This is a genomic window from Sphaerospermopsis sp. LEGE 00249 (assembly GCF_014299995.1).
Lineage (GTDB): Bacteria > Cyanobacteriota > Cyanobacteriia > Cyanobacteriales > Nostocaceae > Sphaerospermopsis > Sphaerospermopsis kisseleviana.
The window spans coordinates 1-24,116 of record NZ_JACJUZ010000077.1 but is presented as its reverse complement, the minus strand read 5'-3'; the positions used below and the strand labels follow the sequence as shown (position 1 = coordinate 24,116).

Genomic DNA, 24,116 nt, shown 5'->3' with positions numbered 1-24,116 from the left:
GATATTGAGCATGATTTTAGTGCCTTAAAGAGAGCCAGAATGTATGCTCCTTCAAATACACCCTTAGATGAAATCATCCGTGATTATTGTGTATCTTAATGTCTCATTCTTAAGTTAAATGACTATATATCTCCAGGAATTGAGGCTTTACGGGATGGGGGGTTATGGTTGTCAGATGGTATGGTAAATATTCTGTAAATTCGGTTAATAAAAATCTAAATTAGTATAAAAGCATTGACTAATGATTTGTTGATTTGGTAATGTTAATTGTAAATATTTATTTAAATAATCATTAACATATCTAGTAGATGATATATTTTTGGAAATTGTGGGTATTTTACGGATATGGGGGGTAGTTTAAGGAACGATTGCCCTGATGGAAAGGTTAGCGAAGTTACATCCAGATAGACAGGATTATAAGACTGTGTTGGCAGATATAAAGAAAAAAACAGAGGAAAATAATCAACCTACTAAATAGGTAATTGGTACTGTCAAATATGAAAAATTGTAATTTTGTTTATGATGTTTGTATAATTGGTGGCTTAGGTCATGTAGGTTTACCTTTAGGTATTTCTCTAGCAGAAACTGGTAAAAAGGTAGTTTTATATGATATCAATACTGCGACAATAGATAAGGTTTCTCAAGGAAAAATGCCTTTTATTGAACAGGGGGCAGAAACTATTTTACAAAAGGTTTTAGAGCAGACTTTATTTATTTCTAATGATCAACAAGTAATTGCTGATAGTTATTTTGTGATAGTTGTCATTGGCACACCAGTAGACGAGCATTTAAACCCGCAATTTACTTTGTTTAAAAAGTTCTTCAATGATATAATTCATTTAATTTCTGATGAACAACATATTATTTTACGCAGTACAGTTTATCCGGGAACAACAGAGAAAATCAAGAGTTATTTAGAATCAAAAAATAAACAAACTAAGGTTTCTTTTTGTCCTGAAAGAATTGCAGAAGGTAAGGCGATGGAAGAATTAAAATCCTTACCACAAATTGTATCATCTTTTGATGAAACTGCGGAAAATGAAGCTAAAAAATTATTTCAATCACTAACTAATGAAATTATCTGTTTAACTCCTACAGAAGCAGAATTAGCCAAATTATTTACTAATTCTTGGCGTTACATTCAATTTGCTATTTCTAATTATTTTTATCAAATTGCTACTCAAAACAATTTAGACTTTTATAAAATCTACGATGCTATAACCTATAAATATCCAAGAGCAGCCAATTTTCCCGCACCTGGTTTTGCAGCGGGTCCTTGTTTGCTTAAAGATACTATGCAGGTGGCAGCTTATAGTAGTAATAGCTTTTTTATGGGTCATACCGCCATGTTGGTTAATGAAGGTTTACCCAATTTTGTTGTCAATAGATTACAAGAAAAATATGATTTAAAACAAAAAATAGTCGGTATATTAGGGATGGCTTTTAAAGCCAATAATGATGATAAAAGAGAATCGCTTTCCTATAAACTGAAAAAGGTTTTAGAATTTGAAGCCAAAAAAGTGTTATGCTCAGATGTGTACATCCATGAAAGTGATTTTGTCAGTGTTGAAAATTTAATAGATAATTCAGATATAATTATTTTGGCTACTCCTCATCGGGAATATCAAAATTTAGCTATTAGTGAAGATAAGATTTTGGTGGATGTTTGGAATTTTTATGGACAAGGAGGACTATTTTAAATGAAGATTTTAGTAACTGGTTCAGCAGGTTTTATTGCTGGGTATTTAATAGAGGAACTTTTGCAACATGGTCATGAAGTTGTAGGCATTGATAACTTTTCCAAATATGGTAAGGTTAGCAAAAGTTATGATCAACATCCTCACTATCATTTTGTAGAAGGAGATGCTAAGGATGTTAATTTACTTAAAGATTTGATAGCAGAATGTGATCAAGTAGTAGCTGGTGCTGCTATGATCGGTGGAATTTCTTTATTTCATGAATATGCTTATGATTTATTAGCAGAAAACGAGCGTATTATTGCTTCTACATTTGATGCTGCTATTTGGGCTTTTAAAACTCAAAAATTACAGAAAATTAATGTGATTTCTTCTTCAATGGTATTTGAAAGTACCAATGTGTTTCCCAGTCCAGAAGGTGAACAATTAAAATGTCCTCCTCCTCTATCTACCTATGGGTTTCAAAAATTAGCCTGTGAATATTTCGCTCAGGGAGCATGGGAACAATATAAATTACCCTACACAATTATTAGACCTTTTAATTGTATTGGTACTGGAGAGAAAAGAGCTTTATGTGATAAGGAAATTTCCTCTGGTAATATTAAATTAGCCATGAGTCATGTTGTACCAGATTTAGTACAGAAGATTTTAAAAGGTCAAGATCCTGTATATATTTTAGGTGCAGGAAATCAAATTAGACATTATACTTATGGAGGGGATTTAGCCAAAGGAATTAGAATCTGCATTGAAAGTGAAAAAGCAATTAATGAGGATTTTAATCTTTCAACATCAGTTTCTACTACAGTATTAGAATTAGCTGAATTAATTTGGCAAAAAATTAAAGGTGATAAACCATTTAATTATATTTCTGAACAACCTTTTAAATATGATGTACAAAAACGGATTCCTAGTGTAGAAAAAGCCAAGAATATTTTAGGATTTGCAGCTACTACATCTTTAAGTGAATCCTTAGATGAAATTATTCCTTGGATTCAAGAACAAATAGAGATAGGAGGAATATGATTGATATGAAAAAATTTAAAGTAGGAATTAAGTTATTTGGAATAGATACTTTTGATATTAATAAACAGGGAAATATTCAAGGTGATGAGTTAATTGGTAGGGGATGGCATAAGTATCTTGCTAGACATGAAAAAGTTGAGGTGGCAGATATTTATGGCGCACAAGATTTGATGAGAGCAGATTTAGATGTAGTTATTCATTTTAATCCTTTTTTGGAATTACATCCCACTGCGAAAAATATTCTTTATCTGCAAAATGCTTTTCCCAAAGAAACCTATCCGGGGGGAACAGTGGGTGTGTTTGAGAAGATTAAAGATAGATTTGAGGGTTATATTTATACGAGTGAAAGATTAAAAAAGTTTTGTGGAGATGGTGCTGTGGTAGAGTTTGCTACAGATCCAGAATTTTTTAATCCACAACCTGGGGGTAAATATAATTTTCCGGTTTCTTTTGTGGGTAATGGGATCAGAAGTCCTGATGTCAATCAAAGATATATTGCTCCGGCTTTACCGTTTGGTTTGGTAATATATGGCAATATGTGGCAACCTCCCTTATCTCAAGCATGGTTAGGAAAGCTACCTATGCCAGATTTACCTGTGTTATATTCAGATTGTGATATTAATTTGAATGCTCATATTACGCAACACGCGGAGTTAGATACTATTAATTTAAGAATTTACGATATTTTAGCTTGTGGCGGTTTTGTATTATCGGATCATGTAGATTCTTTGGTGGAAACTTTTGGTGATTTAGTACCAATTACTGATGGTTATGAAGATGAATGGGCTAAAATCAGTTATTATTTATCTAATGCTGAATTGAGGAAGAAAAAAGCGGAAGAGGGGAGGAAATTGGTTCTTAGTCATCATAGTTATGAACACAGGATGAAAACTGTGGTGAAGTATCTTGAAGAAATATAGAAGTAAAAGAGGGATATTTTCAATTATGAAAACTTTAGTTAAATGGACAACTTTTGATTATCATAAAATGATTGAATCTGGTATTTTAAAAGGTCGTCAGTGTGAACTAATAGATGGAGAAGTTGTGGAAATGAGTCCCGAATTACCTCAGCATTATAATACGGCAAAAAGGAGTGTAAGTTATTTAGAAAATATTTTAAAAGGGAAAGCTGATGTAAGATTTAATGGTCCGATTACTTTATCTAACTCTGAACCAGAACCTGATATTGCAATAGTTAAATTACCTGAATCTAAATATGATCAACATCATCCTTATGCTGATGATATTTTTTGGTTGATTGAAGTAGCTAATACCAGTTTAATTAAAGATTTATCTATTAAAAAAAAGATTTATGCTGAAGCTGAAATAGCTGAGTATTGGATTATCAATTTACAAACTCAAGAATTAATTGTTTTTCGTCAGCCAGAACAAGGTGATTATTTATGTGAAATTAAATGGGAAAAACCGATAATTAACCCTTTGGCTTTTCCTGGAATTGATATTTTTATTAGTCATTTGTTGACGTAAATATTGAAAATTACTAAGATATTCATAAGTAGATAAGAGGGTTAGTTATGGTGAATTTAACAACAATCGAAGAAATTAATTCTGTTTGTATTGGTTATTCTGGTCAACATCACTGGCAGTTTTTTAGGGAAGCTTTATCTCATCCTGATATCAAGAATATTTGTGTTATTGGTGTCTATTATGGTCGAGATATAGCTTATATGAAAGCTATAGCAGAAGAATTAGGTAGAACTGATTGTGTGATTGTGGGAGTGGATAAATTTGAAGATCGTTTTTGTGAAGATTGGCCGGAGGAAAAACGTAATTTAACTTGGCAAGAAGCAGGTTTTGGTCACGCTCCTGATTTACAAAGAACTCGGTCTAACTTATTAAAACTTGGTTTGAGTAGTAATGTATTTTTGGTTTCTGATTTTGATGTAAATTTTCTGCAAAATACTGCTCAGGTTTTTGATTTGATTTATATAGATACGTCCCATGATTATGAGTCAGTTAAGAATCTGATTAATTTAGCTTTAAGGAAGGTTAAGCCTCATGGTTTTTTAGCAGGAGATGATTTTTCTGATGAGGGAACTTGGGGAGTTGCTAAGGCTGTGAGGGAGTCTTTTCCAAAGTTTGAACTGTTTTATAATTGGATTTGGTTGGCAAGAATGAGTGAATTAGGATTACAAAATAATAATAATAATCTATCACATCAATTCACCGATGAATTAGAAGAAAATAAAAAAATTATGACTAAAGGTAATAGTCTATTGTGTCAATTAATATCCGCTTATGAAGAAGAAGGTTATTCAATATCTGTGGGTTTAAATCCTTTAAGAGAAAAATCATTTCATGGTGGTTTTAGTTGTTTACTAAAAAAAGATTTACTTGAGAATATAGACAAGCCTACTATAATTCCTCCTTTGTCAACAGGAGGAGGAATATCTGTAGATGAAATCAATTTTTTGAAAGACATTTTACAACAATTTAATCCTGAAATAGAATATTTTATTGGCATAGCAGCAGGTTGGTCAACAAATGCTTTAGGATTAATTAATCCTTCAGCGAAATTATATGGAATTGACAATTGTAGTGAGGGTAGGGAAGGTAAACAAGCTTTAGAATTAGCTGTAAAAATTGCCAACAAATTAAACATTAACTTTCATGCTTATGTCGGAGCTTCTCCTCAAGACGTGCCTCAATCATTAGAACAAGTAATAAAACAAGGAAAAACCATAGATTTCGCTTTAATAGATGGTTTACATACCAATGAACAGGTGTATCTTGATTTTGAAGCGATATTACCCTATTTGTCAGATTCGGCAATTGTGGCTTTTCATGATGTCTTAAACTTTAATATGCTAGAGGGTTGGGAAAAAATTATAATTTTAGCTTCTCAATCAGGCTTTAAAAATAAAATTTTAAGACGTACTACCAGTGGAATGGCTATCTTATACAGAAATATCAGCGCCGAAATAGAAGCAACTATCTTATCCTATTATCAACATCCTTTTATTCTTGGTCCCGCCTAATTAAAAACATGAAAAATAAACTGAAAATCGGTATACGTCTTGTCCAAACTGGCACTTTAGATATTAAAGGGGGGAATGTTACTGGTGATGAACTGATAGCTAGAGGCTGGCAAAAATCCTTATTAAAAACTGATTTCGTGGAATCAGTTAACTTATATAACATGAATGATATCATAGATGAACAACCAGATGTTGTCATTCATTTTCATCCCAATCAACCATTACATCCTCAAGCTAAAAATCTTTTTTATCTGCAAAATGCCTACCAAAAACCACAAAATCTGGGTAAAACCGGTGGAGCAGGGCTAATGTATGAAGGCGGTACAGTAGAGGCATTTCATAAATTTATCAACAATAAGTATGATGGCTATCTTTTCACCAGTCAAAAATTAAAAGATCATTGTGCTGATGGTGCAGTCATTCCCTTTGCTACCGATGCAGATTTTTTCTATACTCAAACCTGTGGTTTATATGAATATCCTCTTTCTTTTGTGGGTAATGGTATTAGAAGTGCATCTGTTAACCAACGCTATTTTGCCCCCCTAATTAATTTAGGTTTAGTAATTCACGGTAATATGTGGACAATACCACCCTTAAATAGCGTTTGTCGTGGTTTGTTACCCATGCCAGATTTACCTAAATTATATTCTGAAAGCCTGATTAATCTCAATGCTCATATTAGTGAACATTTAGAATGGGAAACTATTAATTTAAGAATTTACGATATTTTAGCCTGTGGAGGTTTTATTATTTCTGATTACTTTGAATCTTTGGAAAATACCTTTGGTGACACCATTGTTTATAGTGATGGTTATGAAGATATTTGGGCAAAAGCAGTTGAATATTTAGCCAATAGTGAGGAACGGAAAAGACGCAGTGAAGAAGGTAAAAAAATAGTTTTAGCTCATCATACCTATGATCAAAGAATGAAAGTATTATTGGATTTTTTACAAGAAATTCTTTAGAATCAATTTCCTGAATCACTGAATAGCTGACTGCTAATAGCTAAATACTTATTCCAATTATTCCCACCTACAGTTATTTTTCAGGATACCAGTTATCATCGAGTAATTGTTCTAAAGAATAAGAACAGTTATCAGGAAATAGTTCTGGAGATAATCCAGTTTTTTCTATCACTAACTTCAGGGAAATATGATAAGTACGATCTAATTCATCACATAGCTTATTCCTCAAAGTTTTAGTCAAGCTATTGTTTAAATCATCTCTAAAAGCAATAATTTCTCCCCGCCAATGACGATAATTACGATCATATTCTTTTTCCCAATATTGCAATAACAAAATATGAATAATAATCTGCCTTAATAGACTCCTAACTTTGTTGAAATTATTTCTTCCCAAACTTTCTAACTCCTCAATTAAATTATCCCAATCTAAATTATCTAAGTCTTTTGCTTTTAAAAGTTTAATAGTTTCCTCTAACCAGAGATAATCATCAAATTCATACAATTCTTGTAACTTATTTAGTGTTATATTTACCATAACTACCATCCTGTTGGTGAATCCTGATTTAATTTTATATTAAGTATAGAGCAATAGCTTCTACTTCAACTACCCTATCTCTACGGTAACAGAATTGCCAGCCTTACTATTTAGTTAAAATTTGTTAAAAATTATCAAATAATGAAACTCTCTGGATAAATCTGGGTATAAAAGATACAATATTTCAAAATTGCTGAGATATCTATGAAAATTTTATTCAGTAATCCTCCCTGGTGGGAAAACAAAGAAAGTGGTTATTGGCGTGCAGGTGTGAGAGCAGGTTCTCGTTGGCCTTTCACCTACCTAGTCAGATCAGCACCAGATCAGTATCAATTTGGTGACTATTTACCCTATCCCTTCTTTATGGGATACGCAGCCACCTACACCAGTGCAAAAACTCAAACTGATGTCAGATTTCGTGATAGTCTGGCTATCAGAGAATCCTATCAAACTTATTTTGACCACTTACAAGAGGAAAAATATCAATACATCTTCATAGAAATAGCTACCCCTAGTTGGGAACATGACAGCCAATTAATTAGAGAAATTAATAAACTGCTTCCTGATTGTAAAATAGTTGTCACAGGACCAATTACCACAACAAAATCAGAGGAAATTCTTAATAACTACCCAGTTTATGCTTGTATTCGTGGTGAGTATGAAAAAGGCAGTGTGCGTGTAATTAATGGAGAATCGGGAATAATTGACTATGATCTGCTGACTACAGAAGAAATGAATCAATCTCCTTTTCCCTATTTTGATGAACTACACGCTTATCGTTATTGGGATGCAAACCCCATCGGACAAAGACCACCCCATGCTCAAATTTGGAGCAGTCGGGGTTGTCCTTTTAAATGTATTTTTTGTGTATGGCCAGCCGCTATGACTGGTAATGATCCCGAAGGTAAAAACCCCCGCACAGTTAGACAATATTCTCCAGAATATATGGAGGCTTTTATTCGGGAATTGATAGAACGCTATCAATATAAATGTATTTACTTTGATGATGATACCTTCAATTTAGGTAATCGTCACGTTTTACAAATGTGCGAAGTGATGAGTAGGATTGGTATTCCTTGGTCTGCTATGTGTCGTGCAGATACAATTCCTTTAGACACTTGGAAAGTGATGAAAGAAAGCGGTTGCTTTGGAGTAAAATTAGGCTTTGAAAGTGGTAATCAGTATGTGGTAGATAAAATCGTTAACAAACATCTTGACTTAGAATATGCAAGTCAGGCAGTTTTTGAAGCTAAACGATTAGGGATGACAGTTCATGGTACTTTCACCTATGGACTACCAGGAGAAACCCAAGAACAAATGTTAGATACCAAGCGGTTTATTGCTTCTCTACCTTTTGATACCTATCAAGAGTCAGGAACAGCAGAAATTGAAGGTACTCCTTTACATACTCTCAGAGAAAAAGGTCAATTGGATCGCTATCAAGGTGCAACAATAGATAGTAATTATCAACGTCAAGTTGATGGACATAAAAAATTCCAAAGTTTAGTGGAAAGTCTGAGAACTAATTAAAGAAAACACGATTTATTTAACAAAATAGGCAACAATTAGGTAACGATTATGAAACTTCTCATTGATGGAGCAGTGTTCAGTCAGGTACAAGATGAAAAAGCCATTGATTTTTGGCAACAACTGATTCCCAGACTGATTTTAAGATTAAGAGGAACGGAGATTTATTATCTGAACAGAAACTCAGATTTAGATTTTCCTGATATTAGCACTCTTCATAATCTATATGCTCCTTCAGTGGATTTTTCTTTATCTGCATTAGAAGATCGTCGTTTAGCCTGTTTATGTCGAGATTTACAAATAGATGTTTTTATTAGCACTTACAACACTTCCGCAGGTAGTGGGATAAAAACATTATTTATAGATATAGAAAAGGGTTTAGACTTTGACTATAGCGACGATTTTCCTATTATTAGTTCTAAACAGAGAAGTCTGAGATATACATCCTGTTATTTGGCTATTTATCAAGAAAAAACAATAAGTTTGCAAAACTATGTAAATTTACCATCTGAAAATATCCAGTTTATTTATACAAATTCTGAACATGAAATAGACTGGATCACAGTCGCTAATTTTGTCGCTAAATCCACTATTAAATTAACTCAGTATCAACTTACCAAAGAACTAGCACATATTCAATTAGCAGAAGAAGAAGCAACTCAAGCGGAAGCATTACAATTAAGAAAACAAGTATATGGTGGGGAAACGTACCAAAATTATCAGCTATCAGCCAGCTATCAAATAGAACAAAAAATTAAACATAATTTAGCTAAAATTGCTGGTTTACAATCATCTGTGAATTATGAATATGATGATAATTGGCAATTAACTACTCCTGTTGGTTTCTTAATTTTTAATCGTCCTGAAACTACAGCAAGAGTTTTTGAAGCTATTCGCCAAGCTAAACCACCTAAATTATTAGTAGTAGCGGATGGACCAAGAGCCGAGAAATTAGGAGAAGCAGAAAAATGTGCTGCTACCAGAGCCATAATTAATCAAATAGATTGGGAATGTGAAGTATTAACTAATTACTCAAATGTAAATTTAGGATGTAGAAAAAGAGTAAGTAGCGGTTTAGATTGGATATTTGAGCAAGTAGAAGAAGCGATTATTTTAGAAGATGATTGTCTTCCTCATCCTACATTTTTCCGTTATTGTCAGGAGTTATTAGAAAAATATCGTGATGATCAACGGGTGATGATGATTTCGGGAGATAACTTCCAATTTGGCAGAAAGAGAACAGAAGATAGTTATTATTTTTCCCGTTATGGTCATGTTTGGGGCTGGGCAAGTTGGCGTAGAGCATGGACAAAGTATGATGATTCTATGGCAATATGGCCAAGGTTAAAAAATAACGGTTGGCTGAGTAAAGTCTTAGGAAATGAACAAGCAGTTAGTTATTGGACACAAATTTTCCAAGCTGTTTATGATGGTTTTAATACGTGGGATTATATCTGGTTATTTACCCTTTGGGCGAATAATGGATTAACAATATTACCTCATGTGAATTTAGTTTCTAATATTGGTTTTGGTTCTGGTACTCATACAACTATGAGTAATAGTCCCCTTGCTAATATGTCTGTTGAAGCAATGACTTTTCCTCTCCAACATCCTCTAGTCATCAACAGAAATAGTGAGGCTGATAATTTTACTGAACAAGTACAATTTAGCGGTACGATTTCACAATCATCTACTGTAGAATCAGTCCAAAAATGTAAGGTTTGTAACTCGGATTCTCATTATTTTGCTAAAGCTAAAATTTTGCAAAAATACGACGTTAATTATTTTCAGTGTTCTAACTGTGGTTTTGTACAAACGGAAGAACCCTATTGGTTAGATGAAGCTTATTCCGAGGCGATCGCCATTAGTGATGTTGGTTTAGTCTATCGTAATAATATGATGGCCAATATTACAGGCAAATTGCTATTTAATTATTTTGATCATCAAGCCAAGTTTTTAGATTATGGTGGTGGTTATGGGTTATTTGTCCGCTTAATGAGAGATCAAGGTTTTGATTTTTATTGGTTTGATAAGTTCTGTAAAAATATATTTGCTAGAGGATTTGAATTAGAAACAACCGACAAAGAAAATTTAGAATTAATTACGGCCTTTGAATTATTTGAACATCTAACTCATCCTCTACAGGAGTTAGAATATATTATTAATTTATGTCCTAATCTTCTGTTTAGTACAGAATTATTGCCAGAAGATAATCCCACACCAGATCAATGGTGGTATTATACACCCCATGAAGGTCAACATATTTCCATATATACTCGCAAATCTTTAGAAGTATTAGCCAGTAAGTACAATCTGCAATTATACACTGATGGAAAATCTCTGCACTTGTTAACCAAAAACCGAAATTTACCAAATAATTTATTTGAAGAAATTGCAAAAAATAATTTGCAACTTCCTAACAAAGAATCACTTTTATCCCATGACTTTAATCAAGTAGTAAATAAAATTTTGCAAAAAAATCAAGTTGATACTGATCGTGAATTAGTCAATATTCCTGAAGCTCAATCACCTATCATCATTATTGATGGTGTATTTTTCCAACTCTATAAAACAGGAATAGCTAGAGTATGGCAAAGTATTTTAGAACAATGGAAAAATACTGAATTTGCTCATCATATTTTAGTATTAGATAGAGCTAATACTGCACCCAAAATTAACGGTATTCGTTATCGGACAATTGCCCCCTACGACTATAACAATACCGAAGCTGATAAACAAATGCTGCAAGAAATCTGTAATGAAGAAGCAGCAGAATTATTTATTTCCACCTACTACACCACCCCTATAGAAACCCCTTCAGTATTTATGGCCTATGACATGATTCCTGAAGTATTAGGAGGTGACTTAAATAAACCGATGTGGCGGGAAAAACATCACGCCATACAACACGCATCAGCTTATATTTCTATTTCGGAAAATACAGCGAAAGACTTACATAAATGTTTCCCTGATATACCCTTAGAATCAATTACTGTTGCCCATTGTGGTGTAGATCCTCTTTTCTCTCCTGCCTCGGAAACAGAGATTAATACTTTCACACATAAATATGGCATTCATAAACCATATTTTATCCTTAGTAATTTACAAGGGTATAAAAATGCAATTCTCTTTTTCCAAGCTTTAAATCAATTAGCAAATAAAGAGAGTTTTGATATTGTTTCCACCGGTGCAGGAAACCAATTACCATCAGAATGGCGACAATATACAGCAGGATGTACTTTTCATGGATTAGAATTAACAGATGAAGAACTGAGATTAGCCTATGCTGGCGCTGTGGCCTTAGTTTATCCTTCTAAATATGAAGGTTTTGGAATGCCAGTAATAGAGGCTATGGCCTGTGGTTGTCCTGTGATTACTACCCGTAACGCTTCCCTTCCTGAAGTCGCAGGACAAGCAGCTATTTATATCAATGATAATGATGTCATGGGATTAGCAGATGCTTTATGTGAAGTGCAAAAACCAAGCATTAGAAATATTTTAATTGATGCTGGTTTTGCACAGGCTAAAAAGTTTTCTTGGACAAAGATGGCCGAAACCATGAGTAATGCTTTAATTGATGCAACACTCTTGTCTGTGACTTTGAGAGATATTAACTTAATAATATTCCCAGATTGGACACAATCAGAAGATGAGCTTGGTTTGGAGTTACAACAAGTCATTCAAACATTAGCAAACCATCCCAAAAATGAAAAAATTACTTTGATTATCTACACAGGTGATTTTGCTATAGAAGATGCAGAAATGTTTTTATCTAGTGTAGCTATGAATCTGTTGATGGCAGATTTAGATATTAGTGATACCATTCACATTTCCTTGATAGAAACATTAAGTGTTCAAAAATGGCAATCTTTATTACCTAAAGTTGATGCCAAGCTTATTTTAAATCTGGAGGATAAAATAACTAGAGAAGACGGAAATATAAGACAGTTGCCAAGTTGCAAAATAGATAATTTAGATGATGATATCAATAACGATATTGTTAACAGATTAAATCTAAATCTGAGAGATATAAACTTGATCATTTTCCCAGATTGGACACAACCAGAAGATGAGCTTGGTTTGGAGTTACAACAAGTCATTCAAACATTAGCAAATCATCCTGAAAATGAAAAAATTAATTTGATTATCTACACAGGTGATTTTGCTATAGAAGATGCAGAAATATTTTTATCTAGTGTAGCTATGAATCTGTTGATGGAAGATTTAGATATTAGTGATACCATAGATATTTCTTTGGTAGGTACGCTAGTTGATATGCAATGGCAATCTTTATTAACTCGCATTTACGGTAGAGTTATTTTAGAAAATGAGAATAAAGCGACTGTAACACAAGCACCAGTTAACCAGTTAAACAGTTATCAACTAGATAGTTTGATTAATCAAATTTGAGAGGATGTTTGAAAAGTAAAATTAACAACCCAAGGAGTTAATCATGGACTATCAAAAATTTCAACAGGAATTACCGGAACTATTCAATAATTGGGGAGAAGTATCTTGTCATCCCAAAGCGAACATTTTTAAATCTATCAGTACCACGGTTAATAGCATGATATCACCTAACGTCATGCAGCTATTAAACTTGGCAGTATTTTGTTTAGATGAAAATGAAATTTACTGTGAAATTGGTACATTTCAAGGTGCAAGTTTAATCGCAACTTTAATGAATAATCCTGATACCATAGCTTATGCTGTAGATAATTTTTCGGAATTAGATCCTGAAGGTGAAAATTTTGATAAATTATCAAGTAACTTAGAAGCATTCAATCTTACAGATCAGGTATTTTTATTTTCTCAAGATACAGAAGAATTTCTTGTAGAGTTCAAAAATCAGGAACTAAGTGAAAAAATAGGAGTATATTTTTATGATGGTAGTCAAGATTATCGTTCTTATTTGCTAGGGTTACTAGCGTTGAAACAAATTATTAGTAATCAAGCTCTCATTATTATCACCAATTGTCAATGGCCATCTTGTCAACAAGCAGTGAGAGATTTTCTGGCTACAAATTCTCAAGCAAGATTAATGATAGATTTTACCCAATCAGATTATTTATTATGGAATGGGGTACAAATATTAACTTGGGATAGTCAGCGAGAATATAATAACAACTCAGAATATGATTTAACTGTAAATATAGATTTTCATCAAGCTATTACCAAAATCACTGAAGCAGAAACGAAAAAATATGTTGGTGAGATGGAATCTAAAGGATTATTATTATTTTTTGAAAAAAGATATTCAGAAGCCGAAAGAATATATTATAACTTGCTCCATTTGAACAAAAAGAATGCGAATGTTTGGCAAAATTTAGGAACTTTATATTATGAGCAAGGAGAATTTTTCAAAGCACTAGATTGTTTAAATAAAGCATTAAGAATAGATGATACTCAAGCAATATATCATTATACAAGCGGTTTGATATTAGAAAAAAACGATATCAAAACAGCTATCAAGGCTTATGAGAAAGCTATCGAACTCAATCCTAAATTAGTCGATGCTTATAATAATTTAGGAAATATTTTTTTATTACATAATCAAATAGAAAAAGCAGAAGAGATTTTCAGAAAAGCTATCACTGATAATCCATTCCATTTTGGTGGTTATCTCAATTTAGGTAATTTGTTGTTAGATAAACGTGATCAGATTGATGAAGCGATTTCCTACTATCATAAAGCAGCAGATTTAAACCCTAGTCATTCTAATGTTGATATATTTCATCATTTAAGTGTGGCATACCAACAAAAAAATGATGTAGTAAAATCTGTATTTTATCAGCTATGTTCGTCTTTTAAAAACGGTAACTTTGAAGAAACAATTAACCTATGTAAACAAGGAATTAGTATTGATGCAGAAACTCCAGATTTCTATTTATATTTGTTACGGAGTTTACACAGTTTAGGTAAAAATCAAGAACTTCTTGAGGAAGTAAAATCTGTATTCAAAATATTGCCAAATAATGTAATAATCCAAACTGCTAGTTTTCAGCTTCTACCTCCTTTGTATAAAGACATAGAAGAAATCGAATTTTATAGAAGTTATTGTTGTGAACAATTAGCATTATTATGTCAAACTTTATCTTTATATGGAGAGGAAGATCAGAAAAATGCCTTATTTGCAATCAGTCGTAGCACAAATTTTTATTTAGCCTATCAAGGTAAAAATGATATAGTTTTACAAAAACAATATGGGCAAGTTATCCAGAAAATCATGACTGCTAATTATTCTCAATACAGTCAAGATTTACCATTGCCCAAACTGCGTCCAGGAGAAAAAATTAGAGTCGGTTATATTTCCAGCCATTTGTATAATCATAATGGGGCAAATGGGTGTTTAGGATGGGTTAAAAACCACAATCGCCAAGATTTCCAAATTTATTGTTATCATGTTGGTATCACCAGCGATAATGTAACGGAACAATATCAATTGAATAGTTATAGTTTTGTACATATTCCCAACGATATAGAAGCAATTTGTGAACAGGTTATTGCTGATAAATTACATATTTTAGTATTTCCTGCCATTGGCATGAACCCTCTAGATGGACAGCTTGCTGCTTTACGATTAGCGCCTATTCAATGTATGGCTTGGGGACATCCAGTAACATCTGGTATACCTACAGTTGACTATTTTTTATCTAGTGAATTAATGGAGTCTGAAAATGGAGAAGAACATTATTCAGAAACACTTATTCGCCTACCAAATAGCAGCTTATGTTATGACAAACCTATCTTAACTGAAGTGAAAAGAACTCGTTCCGAATTTGGTATTACTGAAGATTGTATTTTATATTTGTGTTGTCAATCTACTTTTAAATATTTACCACAATATGATTATATTTTCCCGTCTATTGCTAGACAAGTAAGTAATGCTAAATTTGTATTTATATCATCACCAGAAGGTAAACATATAACAGATATATTTCAGCAGCGATTAGAAAAAGCCTTTGCTAAGTTAGGCTTGAATAGTGAAGATTATTGTATTATCTTACCAAGAATGCAACACTATGAATTTATGCAACTCAATCTCATTTCTGATATTTATTTAGATACCTTGGTTTGGAATGGAGGATTTACAACTTTAAATGCCATAGCGTGTAATTTAGCTATAGTTACTTCTCCTGGGGAATTTATGCGTGGTCGTCATTCCTATGCTTACTTAAAAATGCTAGGTATTACCGAAACTATAGCTAATTCAGAAGCAGAATATATCGAAATAGCAGTTAAATTAGGATTAGATTCTGATGTTAGAAATAGTATTGTAGAAAGAACCAGAGAAAATCAGAACCGTGTTTTTAATGATCAAACTGCGGTAGAAGGTTTAGAAGCATTTTATAAACAGGTTGTGAAAGATAAATTAGCTTCCAGTTAGTATTCATCAGTCTTTAGTCAAAAATTAACATACCTTATGTTATTTTAAATATTGATTGGTAAAATTTAACATTTCTTCAGCTTGCACAATTAATCTATCAGCATCTTCCTTGGTTAAGTCAGGGTTAATATCATAATCACCTCTATTTCTTTGATCCTGAGCATCAATCAGATAACGATGATATTTACTAGGAATTTTATTAGTTTTCACGCAAAATTTCCCCAAAGCAGAAATCACAGCAGCATGACTAGAATAAGATAAATTTTCGCTTAATAACAAAGCTTCAGCTGCATAAAACATACTATAATAAGACCTAGATGTTGCAAATTCAGGATAGTTTTTATTATTTAATTCTTTAGCTGCATTTAAGCTTCTTTCTGCCTTAATTAATAAATATTTCTGTTCATCATTCATAAAATTACCCCCTCTTTTCTAACATTCATGAAAAAAGGAGTATTTTTAGAGTTAAAATCTTTAGTCTCTGCAAAAACGCGAGAAATAACTAAGTCAAATTCTAAAGACAGTTCAGAAATAAAAATGCTAGTTTTTTCGACTTCTTGAGAATAGTTAAATGGTTCTTTTAATACAATTAGAATATCTAAATCAGAATCAGCATGATGATCACCTCTAGCACGAGAACCAAACAAGATAACTTTATCTAAATTATCTTGATAAGTTTTTTGTAGGAATGCTTTAACTTCCTCTAAAATTCTATTTACTGTTAGTGTTTCCATATTTTGATTATTTCCATTTTTTTCTGGTACTCTTCCCAGGAAGGATATTTTACCGTTTACTTTTGCGTCTTCTAATTCAGCAACCGCATTTGCGATATTGCTTTTAATAAAACTTGTTATCTACTTGTAGTTTATATTTTTACACCTTTGCTACACCTTGAAAACTAAACAATTATGAGGCGAGCATTTTACCCACCCTTATGTACATCATTATAATCCTATTCTCTGTAATTGTTAGTATTTCTTTGTTAAACATCAAGAATTTTATCAATACCTATAGTCAAAGCTCGTTCAGCAACAGCTTGAGGTGAATAATATTGTAAAGCCCATTCTCTACCATTGTAAGATATTTCATCTAATTCTTGTTCAGATAAAGATAATAATCTTTCTACATCTTCATCTAATTTACTTAAATCTAATCCTATATAATGTTGCCAATTTTCTGGCATAACTGGTAGAAGAAAACCATACTTATCAAAATCCAAAGTGATAGGAATACAACCCATAACCCAACTTTCCCATAAACGCCAACTATCCCAACGTCCTATCACAACATCTTGTAAATAAGTAATCTTAGAATATTCTGGAAATTGATGAAAATAAGGATTGAGTAATACATTGCTAGTATAAAAACCGCCATAAGCTAAACAAAATCTACTAGTCAATAATTTCTTTAAAAAATTATCATTATTTGCATAACTAGAATAATAATCAACGGTTCTATCTATAGTAATATTTCTTTCTAACTTAGGCACTAAAATCAAATCTAGCGACTCTCTCACAGATTGCTGTAAACTAGGTTTAAAATTCCTCAGAATCTCTCTTTTTCTAGGCTGAGAAAAATCGAAATTATCCGTAAAATCAATTAATTTCTGTTGAAAACCAAACGCCCAAGGAATCTTGTTGCCATTAGCGAAATTAATCAATTCTGTTGTTTGGGTAGATAATAACCAGTAGTCATTGTCACCTATAAAGTGAGAAGAAGAAATATCAGACATATTGATAAAAAGAGTTTTCTCTTTTAGATGCTCACAATCTTTTAAAAGTGGCAATAAGTCCAATACATTTGCGTTTAAAAATGATATCAGCGAAATATCAATAATATTCAAATTACTATCTTCTAGGGTTTCCGATATTTTGATATCTAACTTTTGCAAACCTGATCTAATACATGATAATAGGTGGGTTTCTTCCCCTTGTCCCTGATATGACAAATAACCTAAATAAACGCCCTGATCATAAATCTCATGTAGCATATTATTGATATTTCCTTGTTTCTGGACAATATAATTAATGATGTTTTTGTTATCAACAATTCATAAAATTATACCCTCTTTTCTAACATTCATGAAAAAAGGAGTATTTTTAGATTTAAAATATTTTAAAAATTCCACGGATTAATAATTACAACTTGAGTACCTGCGAAATCTTTTTCATTACGGGTAACAAGGGTGAGAGAATTTTTTAAGGCAGTGGCAGCAATAAGAGAATCCATTGCAGGTAAAGGCCGTCCATTTTGTTCTAGTTGTGCAACTAGTTTTCCCCATAAACTCATTGTGTCAATGTCTAAACCTAAAATTCTATTCTCAAAGCGATGTGGTAGGGCTTGATGTAACCATTGTGTTAAAGATTCCTTGCGTTTAGATGCAGGTAGTTTACTAATCCCTTTGGCAATTTCACCAATTGTAATTACACTGAGGTAAAGTGTTTCTGGAAGTTGTTCATCTAGCCAATTTAAAACTGTTTGATTTGGTTGTTTATGAATAGTCTCAGAAATTAAGCAAGTATCAAGAAGATAATTCACAGGAATTAAGTTATGGGATAAAATTGTCGCGAGGTAAACTTTTATTTCTACTCAGGTCTAATTCTTCAGCTACTTCAGTTAACGGAGATTGACGAAAAAATTCGGAAAGTTTACTGGGTTGTTCTGTAAGGGCTTTGTTGTTTGGATGATCCAGAGTAAGGCTTTGTGCTAGTAATTGGATGATGTAAATTTTTTCATGGGCAGAGAGTTGAAGCAGTTGTTGTTCAAGTTCTGGAATAACCATAGTGTTATTTGGATTTGGGATAATTTGGTTTTACGGCAATTCTGAGGTCAATGATTTACATACCATAATAATACAATTATTGTGAGGTGAGCATCTCGCCTGATATACCTCATTATAATCAAATTGACAATAAATGTTGGGTTTCCCTACTTCACGTCAACCCAACCTACTATCTATTTTTTACTCTCAATATATATTTGCCACATCTGTAAATAAGCTTTCTCCATTTCCCGTGCAAATTTCTGACCATTCCATAGGGGTGATGTTTGTCTTGACTTTCGCAGTTTCCATACTATTTCTTTTCTTAAATTCTCATCCTTACCCAATTTTACACCCCACTCTACATACTCTTCATCACTCCATGCTATACCTTCAGTAATTCCAGCATTCATCATCATAGTATAACTGTTACGGGCTGCAAATTGTTCTCCCACCCTCGTCACCAATGGTATACCCATCCATAGAGTTTCTAAGGTTGTGGTTGCACCATTGTAGGGATAGGTATCTAAGACAATATCAGCAATTGCTAAATTTGCACGATGTTCTGTATCTAAACGTGCCGTAGGGAGATATCTTATGCGATTTAAATCTACTCCTTCAGTTTCAGCAATTGGGTTAACAAAATCTTGTAAATCTTTGTGATTCGTTTGGTGACTTTTAAGAATAAAATAACTATTAGGTACTTGTTTAATAATTTGTAGTTGTAGACGAATATTATGGGGATTACGCTTTAATCCGGTTTGGGAACTAAAATAAATAATCCCATCATCAGGAATATCTAAAGATTCTCTGCTGATAGTTGGTGTTCCCACAGTAAAACCATCAATACCAATATAATTTTCAGGCAGTCGCCAAATCTTTTCCGTATAATAATCTTGGGCTGATTCTGGTAATACATAATGATCAGCAATAAAATAATCAACTGTTGGGAAACCAGTTCCATCATAACCTAACCACGTCACTTGAATTGGTGCAGGTTTAAATGCTATTACTGAACAACTACTATAGGTAGTTAAACTATCGAGATCAACTAAAATATCTATTTCATCTGCATTAATTTTATCTGCCATTGCTACCATTGACAGACATTCTTGATGAAAATGATCGCCAAATTCATTTTTATAGGCTTGTTGTTGTGGATCATAAACACTTTCTTTTAAAGAATATAAATATATATTAAATTGTTCACGATTATGATATTTTAATAACCACCAAGCCAAAAAACCTACAGAATGAGTACGAAAACATTCTGAAATATAACCTATTCTTAAAGGACGCTCACTTAAACTAGGACGTGGTGATTGAAAACGTTGTTGATAGATGTTGATATTTTCGCTAAATATTGTCCATAATAATTTTTGACACAAAGCAGCTAGTTGATTACGAATTGGTCTATTTTCTCTGGGATTATCTTCCATGTATAGCAAATAAGAACCAATTGATAAAATTTGTATTAAACTTGAGCTTTGCGTTTGACTGTTAATAATATCATATAAGCATAATTTGTATTCTTCATAAACCTTGACTGATTCTTCCCAAGGTCTACAACAAGTTAATAATGCTCCCAATAAAAACTGAGTACCAACTATTTTATCAATTGGATCTTCACTGAGATTTAAATATTTTTTGCACCAATAAATAGACTCTTTACTATAATCTTGTCCCAGTCTTTGCAGAGGAGCAATAATTTTAGCAATACACTCTAAGTTATTGGGTGCTAAACGCAGAGCGATTTTCGCAAAATAAATGGAGTTATGATATTGAGAAGCACGATAATAAGCTTCTGCTTTTCCCGTAAGCAATTTAAGAATTGTTTCGGATGTTAATAAATAAGGAATAAATGCGTTTACCAGTTCCTCCACAAATTGACGAGGAGTCACTGGATTCAGATAAACTAACTTTTCCAGGACTAGCACTAATAAATTTTCGTTAAATACAAGAGGTTCTGTGAATTGAGATATTATTTCCAGTAATTGATTAACATTTGTTTCTATATCATCTATATTTAAGTCTATATTTAGCTCAACTATTTTTAACAGATTATTAATATCATCAGGAATAAATTCTTTAATGTGTTGACGAATTACCCAAGCTAATTTATGATTATGACTTGATTCTTCTTTCTCAGCATAATCTAATAAAATTGTGGTTAATTCTACAAGCCATGATTCCGATTGTTCTGCTAATTCGAGAAAGGGAGTCATCCAGGTGATTTGTGCTTCTTCTTCTCTTCCTTGGAATAATAAGGCTAACCCTAAATACCAATAATTAGCAACTTCCTTGGGATTTTCACTAATATTTTGTTCATATTCTGGAATACTTAACAAAGTTTGAGTTAAAGAAACTTGATTATCTGATAGGATAGTCATCATTAACAACCTTGAAATCCGTTTACAATAAATTGTGTGAGTATATTTTTAACTTTATTTCAAATAATAATGTAGGCATTAACCTATAGTTAACCCCTACAAAGTAAACATTTGGAACATCATATCAAAAAATGCCAGATGTACTTTAATCCATCTAGCATTTTTAACCACAAAGCATTAAACTTTATTTCATAGTACTCATGTTTGTAGGACAAGATGTAGAAGTGTTAGTCAGTGTTGGTACAACAACGGGAGTTTGAGATTGTACTCCGTTTGTCTGACAAGAAACAGCATCAGTTTGACCACTGGTGAGAATGCTGACACCACCAGAAAAGCCTTTAAGAGAAGTAGGATCTTTAGCAGATGCTAGAACAGTCGTAGTATTAACAGCTGCTCCAAGAGTGTAGCTATAGTAGTCAGTGGATGTGGGAATACCAATTTGAAGCTGATCAATATTACTAGCAAACTGTGTATTTTCAATACGGAAAGACTGTTGCGCTCTGTTTACTGAACCTACATAGGTTTTAGCTTCAGATTGTTTTGCTTTTGCTGCTTGGTTCAAGAAGGAAGGTAGAGCAATAGCAGATAGAATACCAATGATGATGATAACAACTAATAATTCAATCAGGGTGAAACCTTCGTTTTCTTTCTTTTTACCCAGGATGTGTTGTAAGAATTTTGCTTTCAGTTCAGTTTTCATAGTAGTTTTCCTTGGGGTGGAGTGTTGTTTGTTTCTCTATGCTAAGAACTTACCCACATCTGATCAGTTTCATATCACCTCTAGCAAAAAAATTTTTTACCATCTAGTCAACAGTGATGAAAATGGGCTAAAACCTTTATTTAGCAATACTTTACCTGTATATTATTCGAGTTGAAAAGAGTTAAATAATTTTATATTCTAATTAATTTTGTTCTTGAAGCAAAGAGTATCAACACTGACATAAATTAGATGTAAACAAGTAAAGCTTACATGACTAAATACAGGTTCGATTTTGTACTGACTACACCGATGTACGATATATAATACAAAAGTTTAAGTTTAAGTATTACGACTATTTACGCTTAAAAGCATCCATTACTCAACCCAAAAAATTATTATGTCTATTTTTGTGCAAACCCTGAAACAGCAAGGTCTTCTTGAACAAGTTCAGATCACAATATGTAATGTAGGCTCTCGCAAAGTATCATCAGAAGATGATTATGGTGCTGGAGTTTGGAATGTTTTTGCTCCTCATCTGACTATTTATAGAGAACTTCATCACAATTAATATAATCAAATTGATAGTTGATATCTGGTAAATCATAAATAGATAAAACATGAAATTCAGCATTGTCAAAACCATGATATTCTAATCTTTGCCGTGCCAGTTTAACTGACTCCTCTGATATATCAACACCCACAATCTTTGCGCCAGGATTAGCTTCTGCTAACATTAATGATTTGTAACCAGTACCACATCCAGCATCTAAAATAACTTTATCTTTAGTGTCTATAACTTTCTGATTTCTCAAATAATAGGAAGTAATGATATTATGAATATAGAGAGCATTAACATCATCTTTAGGAGATTCATAAAGAGGGCGATTTGGATAAGGCGCACTATCAAATTATTTACGAATTTTATCCCACAGTTCCGAGTTAGAGTTAGTCATGGTAATACATCTTAATAGTTAAGTCGATTATGATACTAGCTGACATTTATTGATTATGTGTATATGTTGCAGAAAATATACATAAATTACTCAAACTCAGGCGGCCAAAGTTCTGACACTGAAAGTTCCCAACCAGGCAGCAATTTCGGTATGGTGAGGATATCCTGATTTTCTAATATCACAGGTGCTTGATGAAGTCGATAAACTGTAACTGTCAAATTATCAGAGTCAATTAAAATACCAACTGTAGCCCCAAGTTGTAAAAATAACTGTATTTTCCCTTCTAAAGGTTTAATTCTGTCTGACTTAGCAACCGAAAAGGGCTGAGTTTTGAAGTTCCACTGGTTGAGGGAATGCAAACAAAAGGAGTCGTTTTAGCTGACCAAATTAAAACATTAGATTGGAGAGCTAGAAAAGTCAAATTTGTAGAAAGTGTGCCACAGGATTTAATAGAAGAAGTACAAGCTAGGCTGGAAACTTTAATTTTATAGTGTAATTTTATAGTTTGAACCATCAGATCCCCGACTTCTTTTTTGATCTTGTCTACAAATTAGGACTTACGCAAGATTGAACTCAAAACTTGATTCTTGTTTAGGGGTAATTCATGAATTACCCCTACTTCCGTTCTATGCTGCGTAAGTCCTGAAATCATAAATTAGGGGTTGCTGAGAAAGTCTTTTCATGAGGGCATAGGAGTCAGGAGTCCTAGGGGCGAAGTAGGGGCGAAGTAGGGGCGAAGTAGGGGCGAAGTAGGGGCGAAGTAGGGGCGAAGCATTCGGAAAATAACCTGTGATAAAAATTGATAATTTATCGCCCGAATGCTTCGCCCTTACAGGAAAATAACCTGTGATAAAAATTGATAATTTATCGCCCGAATGCTTCGCCCTTACAGGAAAATAACCTGTGATAAAAATTGATAATTTATCGCCCGAATGCTTCGCCCTTACAGGAAAATAACCTGTGATAAAAATTGATAATTTATCGCCCGAATGCTTCGCCCTTACAGGAAAATAACCTGTGATAAAAATTGATAATTTATCGCCCGAATGCTTCGCCCTTACAGGAAAATAACCTGTGATAAAAATTGATAATTTATCGCCCGAATGCTTCGCCCTTACAGGAAAATAACCTGTGATAAAAATTGATAATTTATCGCCCGAATGCTTCGCCCTTACAGGA

General features: G+C 32.9%; 18 protein-coding genes and 4 pseudogenes. 11 read left to right on the top strand and 11 right to left on the bottom strand.

Annotated elements, in window-relative coordinates; translation table 11 throughout:
• From H5968_RS20880 to H5968_RS20850, 7 genes and pseudogenes are all read left to right on the top strand, one after another.
• Positions 1 to 99 (top strand): annotated as a pseudogene (locus H5968_RS20880) (IS630 family transposase); the annotation flags it as partial.
• A 398-nt stretch (positions 100 to 497) separates the two neighbouring features.
• A complete protein-coding gene (locus H5968_RS20875; RefSeq protein WP_187041488.1) occupies positions 498 to 1,700 on the top strand; it encodes a nucleotide sugar dehydrogenase in 1,203 nt (400 codons plus the stop codon).
• On the top strand, positions 1,701 to 2,720 hold the full coding sequence (locus H5968_RS20870; RefSeq protein ID WP_187041487.1) for an NAD(P)-dependent oxidoreductase: 1,020 nt from the start codon (positions 1,701 to 1,703) through the stop codon (positions 2,718 to 2,720). It abuts the gene before it with no gap.
• Positions 2,721 to 2,725: 5 nt separating this feature from the next.
• Positions 2,726 to 3,640 carry a glycosyltransferase gene (locus tag H5968_RS20865; RefSeq protein ID WP_187041486.1) on the top strand — a complete coding sequence of 305 codons (915 nt, stop codon included), beginning with the start codon at positions 2,726 to 2,728 and terminating at the stop codon, positions 3,638 to 3,640.
• Positions 3,641 to 3,665: 25 nt separating this feature from the next.
• On the top strand, positions 3,666 to 4,208 hold the full coding sequence (locus H5968_RS20860; protein WP_187041485.1) for a Uma2 family endonuclease: 543 nt from the start codon (positions 3,666 to 3,668) through the stop codon (positions 4,206 to 4,208).
• A 47-nt stretch (positions 4,209 to 4,255) separates the two neighbouring features.
• A complete protein-coding gene (locus tag H5968_RS20855; protein ID WP_187041484.1) occupies positions 4,256 to 5,719 on the top strand; it encodes a class I SAM-dependent methyltransferase in 1,464 nt (487 codons plus the stop codon).
• 8 nt (positions 5,720 to 5,727) lie between these two features.
• The gene (locus H5968_RS20850) at positions 5,728 to 6,684 is read left to right on the top strand and encodes a glycosyltransferase (protein WP_187041483.1); all 957 of its coding nucleotides are present in this window, start codon (positions 5,728 to 5,730) and stop codon (positions 6,682 to 6,684) included.
• 73 nt (positions 6,685 to 6,757) lie between these two features.
• Here the strand turns inward: H5968_RS20850 and H5968_RS20845 are convergent, their stop codons facing one another.
• Positions 6,758 to 7,219 carry a DUF29 domain-containing protein gene (locus tag H5968_RS20845; RefSeq protein ID WP_187041482.1) on the bottom strand — a complete coding sequence of 154 codons (462 nt, stop codon included), beginning with the start codon at positions 7,217 to 7,219 and terminating at the stop codon, positions 6,758 to 6,760.
• Positions 7,220 to 7,423: 204 nt separating this feature from the next.
• On the opposite strand from H5968_RS20845, the gene H5968_RS20840 reads away from it, so the two are divergent.
• Genes H5968_RS20840 through H5968_RS20830 form a run of 3 tightly spaced genes read left to right on the top strand, consistent with a single transcriptional unit; the run spans position 7,424 to position 16,133 of the window.
• Positions 7,424 to 8,749, top strand: coding sequence for a radical SAM protein (locus H5968_RS20840; RefSeq protein WP_187041481.1), 1,326 nt, complete (start codon positions 7,424 to 7,426; stop codon positions 8,747 to 8,749).
• A gap of 48 nt (positions 8,750 to 8,797) precedes the next feature.
• Positions 8,798 to 13,156 carry a methyltransferase domain-containing protein gene (locus H5968_RS25870; RefSeq protein WP_255427214.1) on the top strand — a complete coding sequence of 1,453 codons (4,359 nt, stop codon included), beginning with the start codon at positions 8,798 to 8,800 and terminating at the stop codon, positions 13,154 to 13,156.
• A gap of 43 nt (positions 13,157 to 13,199) precedes the next feature.
• Positions 13,200 to 16,133 carry a tetratricopeptide repeat protein gene (locus tag H5968_RS20830; protein WP_187041480.1) on the top strand — a complete coding sequence of 978 codons (2,934 nt, stop codon included), beginning with the start codon at positions 13,200 to 13,202 and terminating at the stop codon, positions 16,131 to 16,133.
• A 39-nt stretch (positions 16,134 to 16,172) separates the two neighbouring features.
• On the opposite strand, the gene H5968_RS20825 is transcribed toward H5968_RS20830, so the two are convergent.
• From H5968_RS20825 to H5968_RS20785, 9 genes and pseudogenes are all read right to left on the bottom strand, one after another.
• The gene (locus tag H5968_RS20825) at positions 16,173 to 16,547 is read right to left on the bottom strand and encodes a HEPN domain-containing protein (RefSeq protein WP_187041479.1); all 375 of its coding nucleotides are present in this window, start codon (positions 16,545 to 16,547) and stop codon (positions 16,173 to 16,175) included.
• The gene (locus H5968_RS20820) at positions 16,544 to 16,867 is read right to left on the bottom strand and encodes a nucleotidyltransferase domain-containing protein (RefSeq protein WP_187041478.1); all 324 of its coding nucleotides are present in this window, start codon (positions 16,865 to 16,867) and stop codon (positions 16,544 to 16,546) included. The genes H5968_RS20825 and H5968_RS20820 overlap by 4 nt, the downstream gene beginning before the upstream one ends.
• A gap of 248 nt (positions 16,868 to 17,115) precedes the next feature.
• Positions 17,116 to 18,123: a hypothetical protein gene (locus H5968_RS20815; RefSeq protein ID WP_187041477.1), complete on the bottom strand. Its 1,008-nt coding sequence runs from the start codon at positions 18,121 to 18,123 to the stop codon at positions 17,116 to 17,118.
• 125 nt (positions 18,124 to 18,248) lie between these two features.
• A complete protein-coding gene (locus H5968_RS20810) occupies positions 18,249 to 18,671 on the bottom strand; it encodes a type II toxin-antitoxin system VapC family toxin (protein WP_187041476.1) in 423 nt (140 codons plus the stop codon).
• A 10-nt stretch (positions 18,672 to 18,681) separates the two neighbouring features.
• On the bottom strand, positions 18,682 to 18,915 hold the full coding sequence (locus H5968_RS20805; RefSeq protein WP_187041475.1) for a hypothetical protein: 234 nt from the start codon (positions 18,913 to 18,915) through the stop codon (positions 18,682 to 18,684).
• Between the two features lie 173 nt (positions 18,916 to 19,088).
• Positions 19,089 to 21,284, bottom strand: coding sequence for a hypothetical protein (locus H5968_RS20800; RefSeq protein ID WP_187041490.1), 2,196 nt, complete (start codon positions 21,282 to 21,284; stop codon positions 19,089 to 19,091).
• A gap of 184 nt (positions 21,285 to 21,468) precedes the next feature.
• Positions 21,469 to 21,984 (bottom strand): type IV pilin-like G/H family protein, encoded by a 516-nt coding sequence (locus H5968_RS20795; RefSeq protein ID WP_187041474.1) that lies wholly within the window; start codon positions 21,982 to 21,984, stop codon positions 21,469 to 21,471.
• A gap of 545 nt (positions 21,985 to 22,529) precedes the next feature.
• Positions 22,530 to 22,937: pseudogene (locus H5968_RS20790) on the bottom strand (class I SAM-dependent methyltransferase); the annotation flags it as partial.
• Positions 22,938 to 23,023: 86 nt separating this feature from the next.
• Positions 23,024 to 23,248 (bottom strand): annotated as a pseudogene (locus H5968_RS20785) (Uma2 family endonuclease); the annotation flags it as partial.
• A gap of 42 nt (positions 23,249 to 23,290) precedes the next feature.
• Between H5968_RS20785 and H5968_RS20780 the strand changes: the two are divergent.
• A complete protein-coding gene (locus tag H5968_RS20780; protein WP_255427212.1) occupies positions 23,291 to 23,428 on the top strand; it encodes a type II toxin-antitoxin system PemK/MazF family toxin in 138 nt (45 codons plus the stop codon).
• Positions 23,429 to 23,563: 135 nt separating this feature from the next.
• Here the strand turns inward: H5968_RS20780 and H5968_RS20775 are convergent.
• A pseudogene (locus H5968_RS20775) lies at positions 23,564 to 24,116 on the bottom strand (hypothetical protein); the annotation flags it as partial.

Excerpts from the sequence above, each read along its gene's own strand:
- H5968_RS20875 (WP_187041488.1), top strand. The coding sequence starts at position 498 with ATGAAAAATTGTAATTTTGTTTATGATGTTTGTATAATTGGTGGCTTA.
- H5968_RS20870 (WP_187041487.1), top strand. The coding sequence starts at position 1,701 with ATGAAGATTTTAGTAACTGGTTCAGCAGGTTTTATTGCTGGGTATTTA.
- H5968_RS20865 (WP_187041486.1), top strand. The coding sequence starts at position 2,726 with ATGAAAAAATTTAAAGTAGGAATTAAGTTATTTGGAATAGATACTTTT.
- H5968_RS20860 (WP_187041485.1), top strand. The coding sequence starts at position 3,666 with ATGAAAACTTTAGTTAAATGGACAACTTTTGATTATCATAAAATGATT.
- H5968_RS20855 (WP_187041484.1), top strand. The coding sequence starts at position 4,256 with ATGGTGAATTTAACAACAATCGAAGAAATTAATTCTGTTTGTATTGGT.
- H5968_RS20850 (WP_187041483.1), top strand. The coding sequence starts at position 5,728 with ATGAAAAATAAACTGAAAATCGGTATACGTCTTGTCCAAACTGGCACT.
- H5968_RS20845 (WP_187041482.1), bottom strand. The coding sequence starts at position 7,219 with ATGGTAAATATAACACTAAATAAGTTACAAGAATTGTATGAATTTGAT.
- H5968_RS20840 (WP_187041481.1), top strand. The coding sequence starts at position 7,424 with ATGAAAATTTTATTCAGTAATCCTCCCTGGTGGGAAAACAAAGAAAGT.
- H5968_RS25870 (WP_255427214.1), top strand. The coding sequence starts at position 8,798 with ATGAAACTTCTCATTGATGGAGCAGTGTTCAGTCAGGTACAAGATGAA.
- H5968_RS20830 (WP_187041480.1), top strand. The coding sequence starts at position 13,200 with ATGGACTATCAAAAATTTCAACAGGAATTACCGGAACTATTCAATAAT.
- H5968_RS20825 (WP_187041479.1), bottom strand. The coding sequence starts at position 16,547 with ATGAATGATGAACAGAAATATTTATTAATTAAGGCAGAAAGAAGCTTA.
- H5968_RS20820 (WP_187041478.1), bottom strand. The coding sequence starts at position 16,867 with ATGGAAACACTAACAGTAAATAGAATTTTAGAGGAAGTTAAAGCATTC.
- H5968_RS20815 (WP_187041477.1), bottom strand. The coding sequence starts at position 18,123 with ATGCTACATGAGATTTATGATCAGGGCGTTTATTTAGGTTATTTGTCA.
- H5968_RS20805 (WP_187041475.1), bottom strand. The coding sequence starts at position 18,915 with ATGGTTATTCCAGAACTTGAACAACAACTGCTTCAACTCTCTGCCCAT.
- H5968_RS20800 (WP_187041490.1), bottom strand. The coding sequence starts at position 21,284 with ATGACTATCCTATCAGATAATCAAGTTTCTTTAACTCAAACTTTGTTA.
- H5968_RS20795 (WP_187041474.1), bottom strand. The coding sequence starts at position 21,984 with ATGAAAACTGAACTGAAAGCAAAATTCTTACAACACATCCTGGGTAAA.
- H5968_RS20780 (WP_255427212.1), top strand. The coding sequence starts at position 23,291 with ATGCAAACAAAAGGAGTCGTTTTAGCTGACCAAATTAAAACATTAGAT.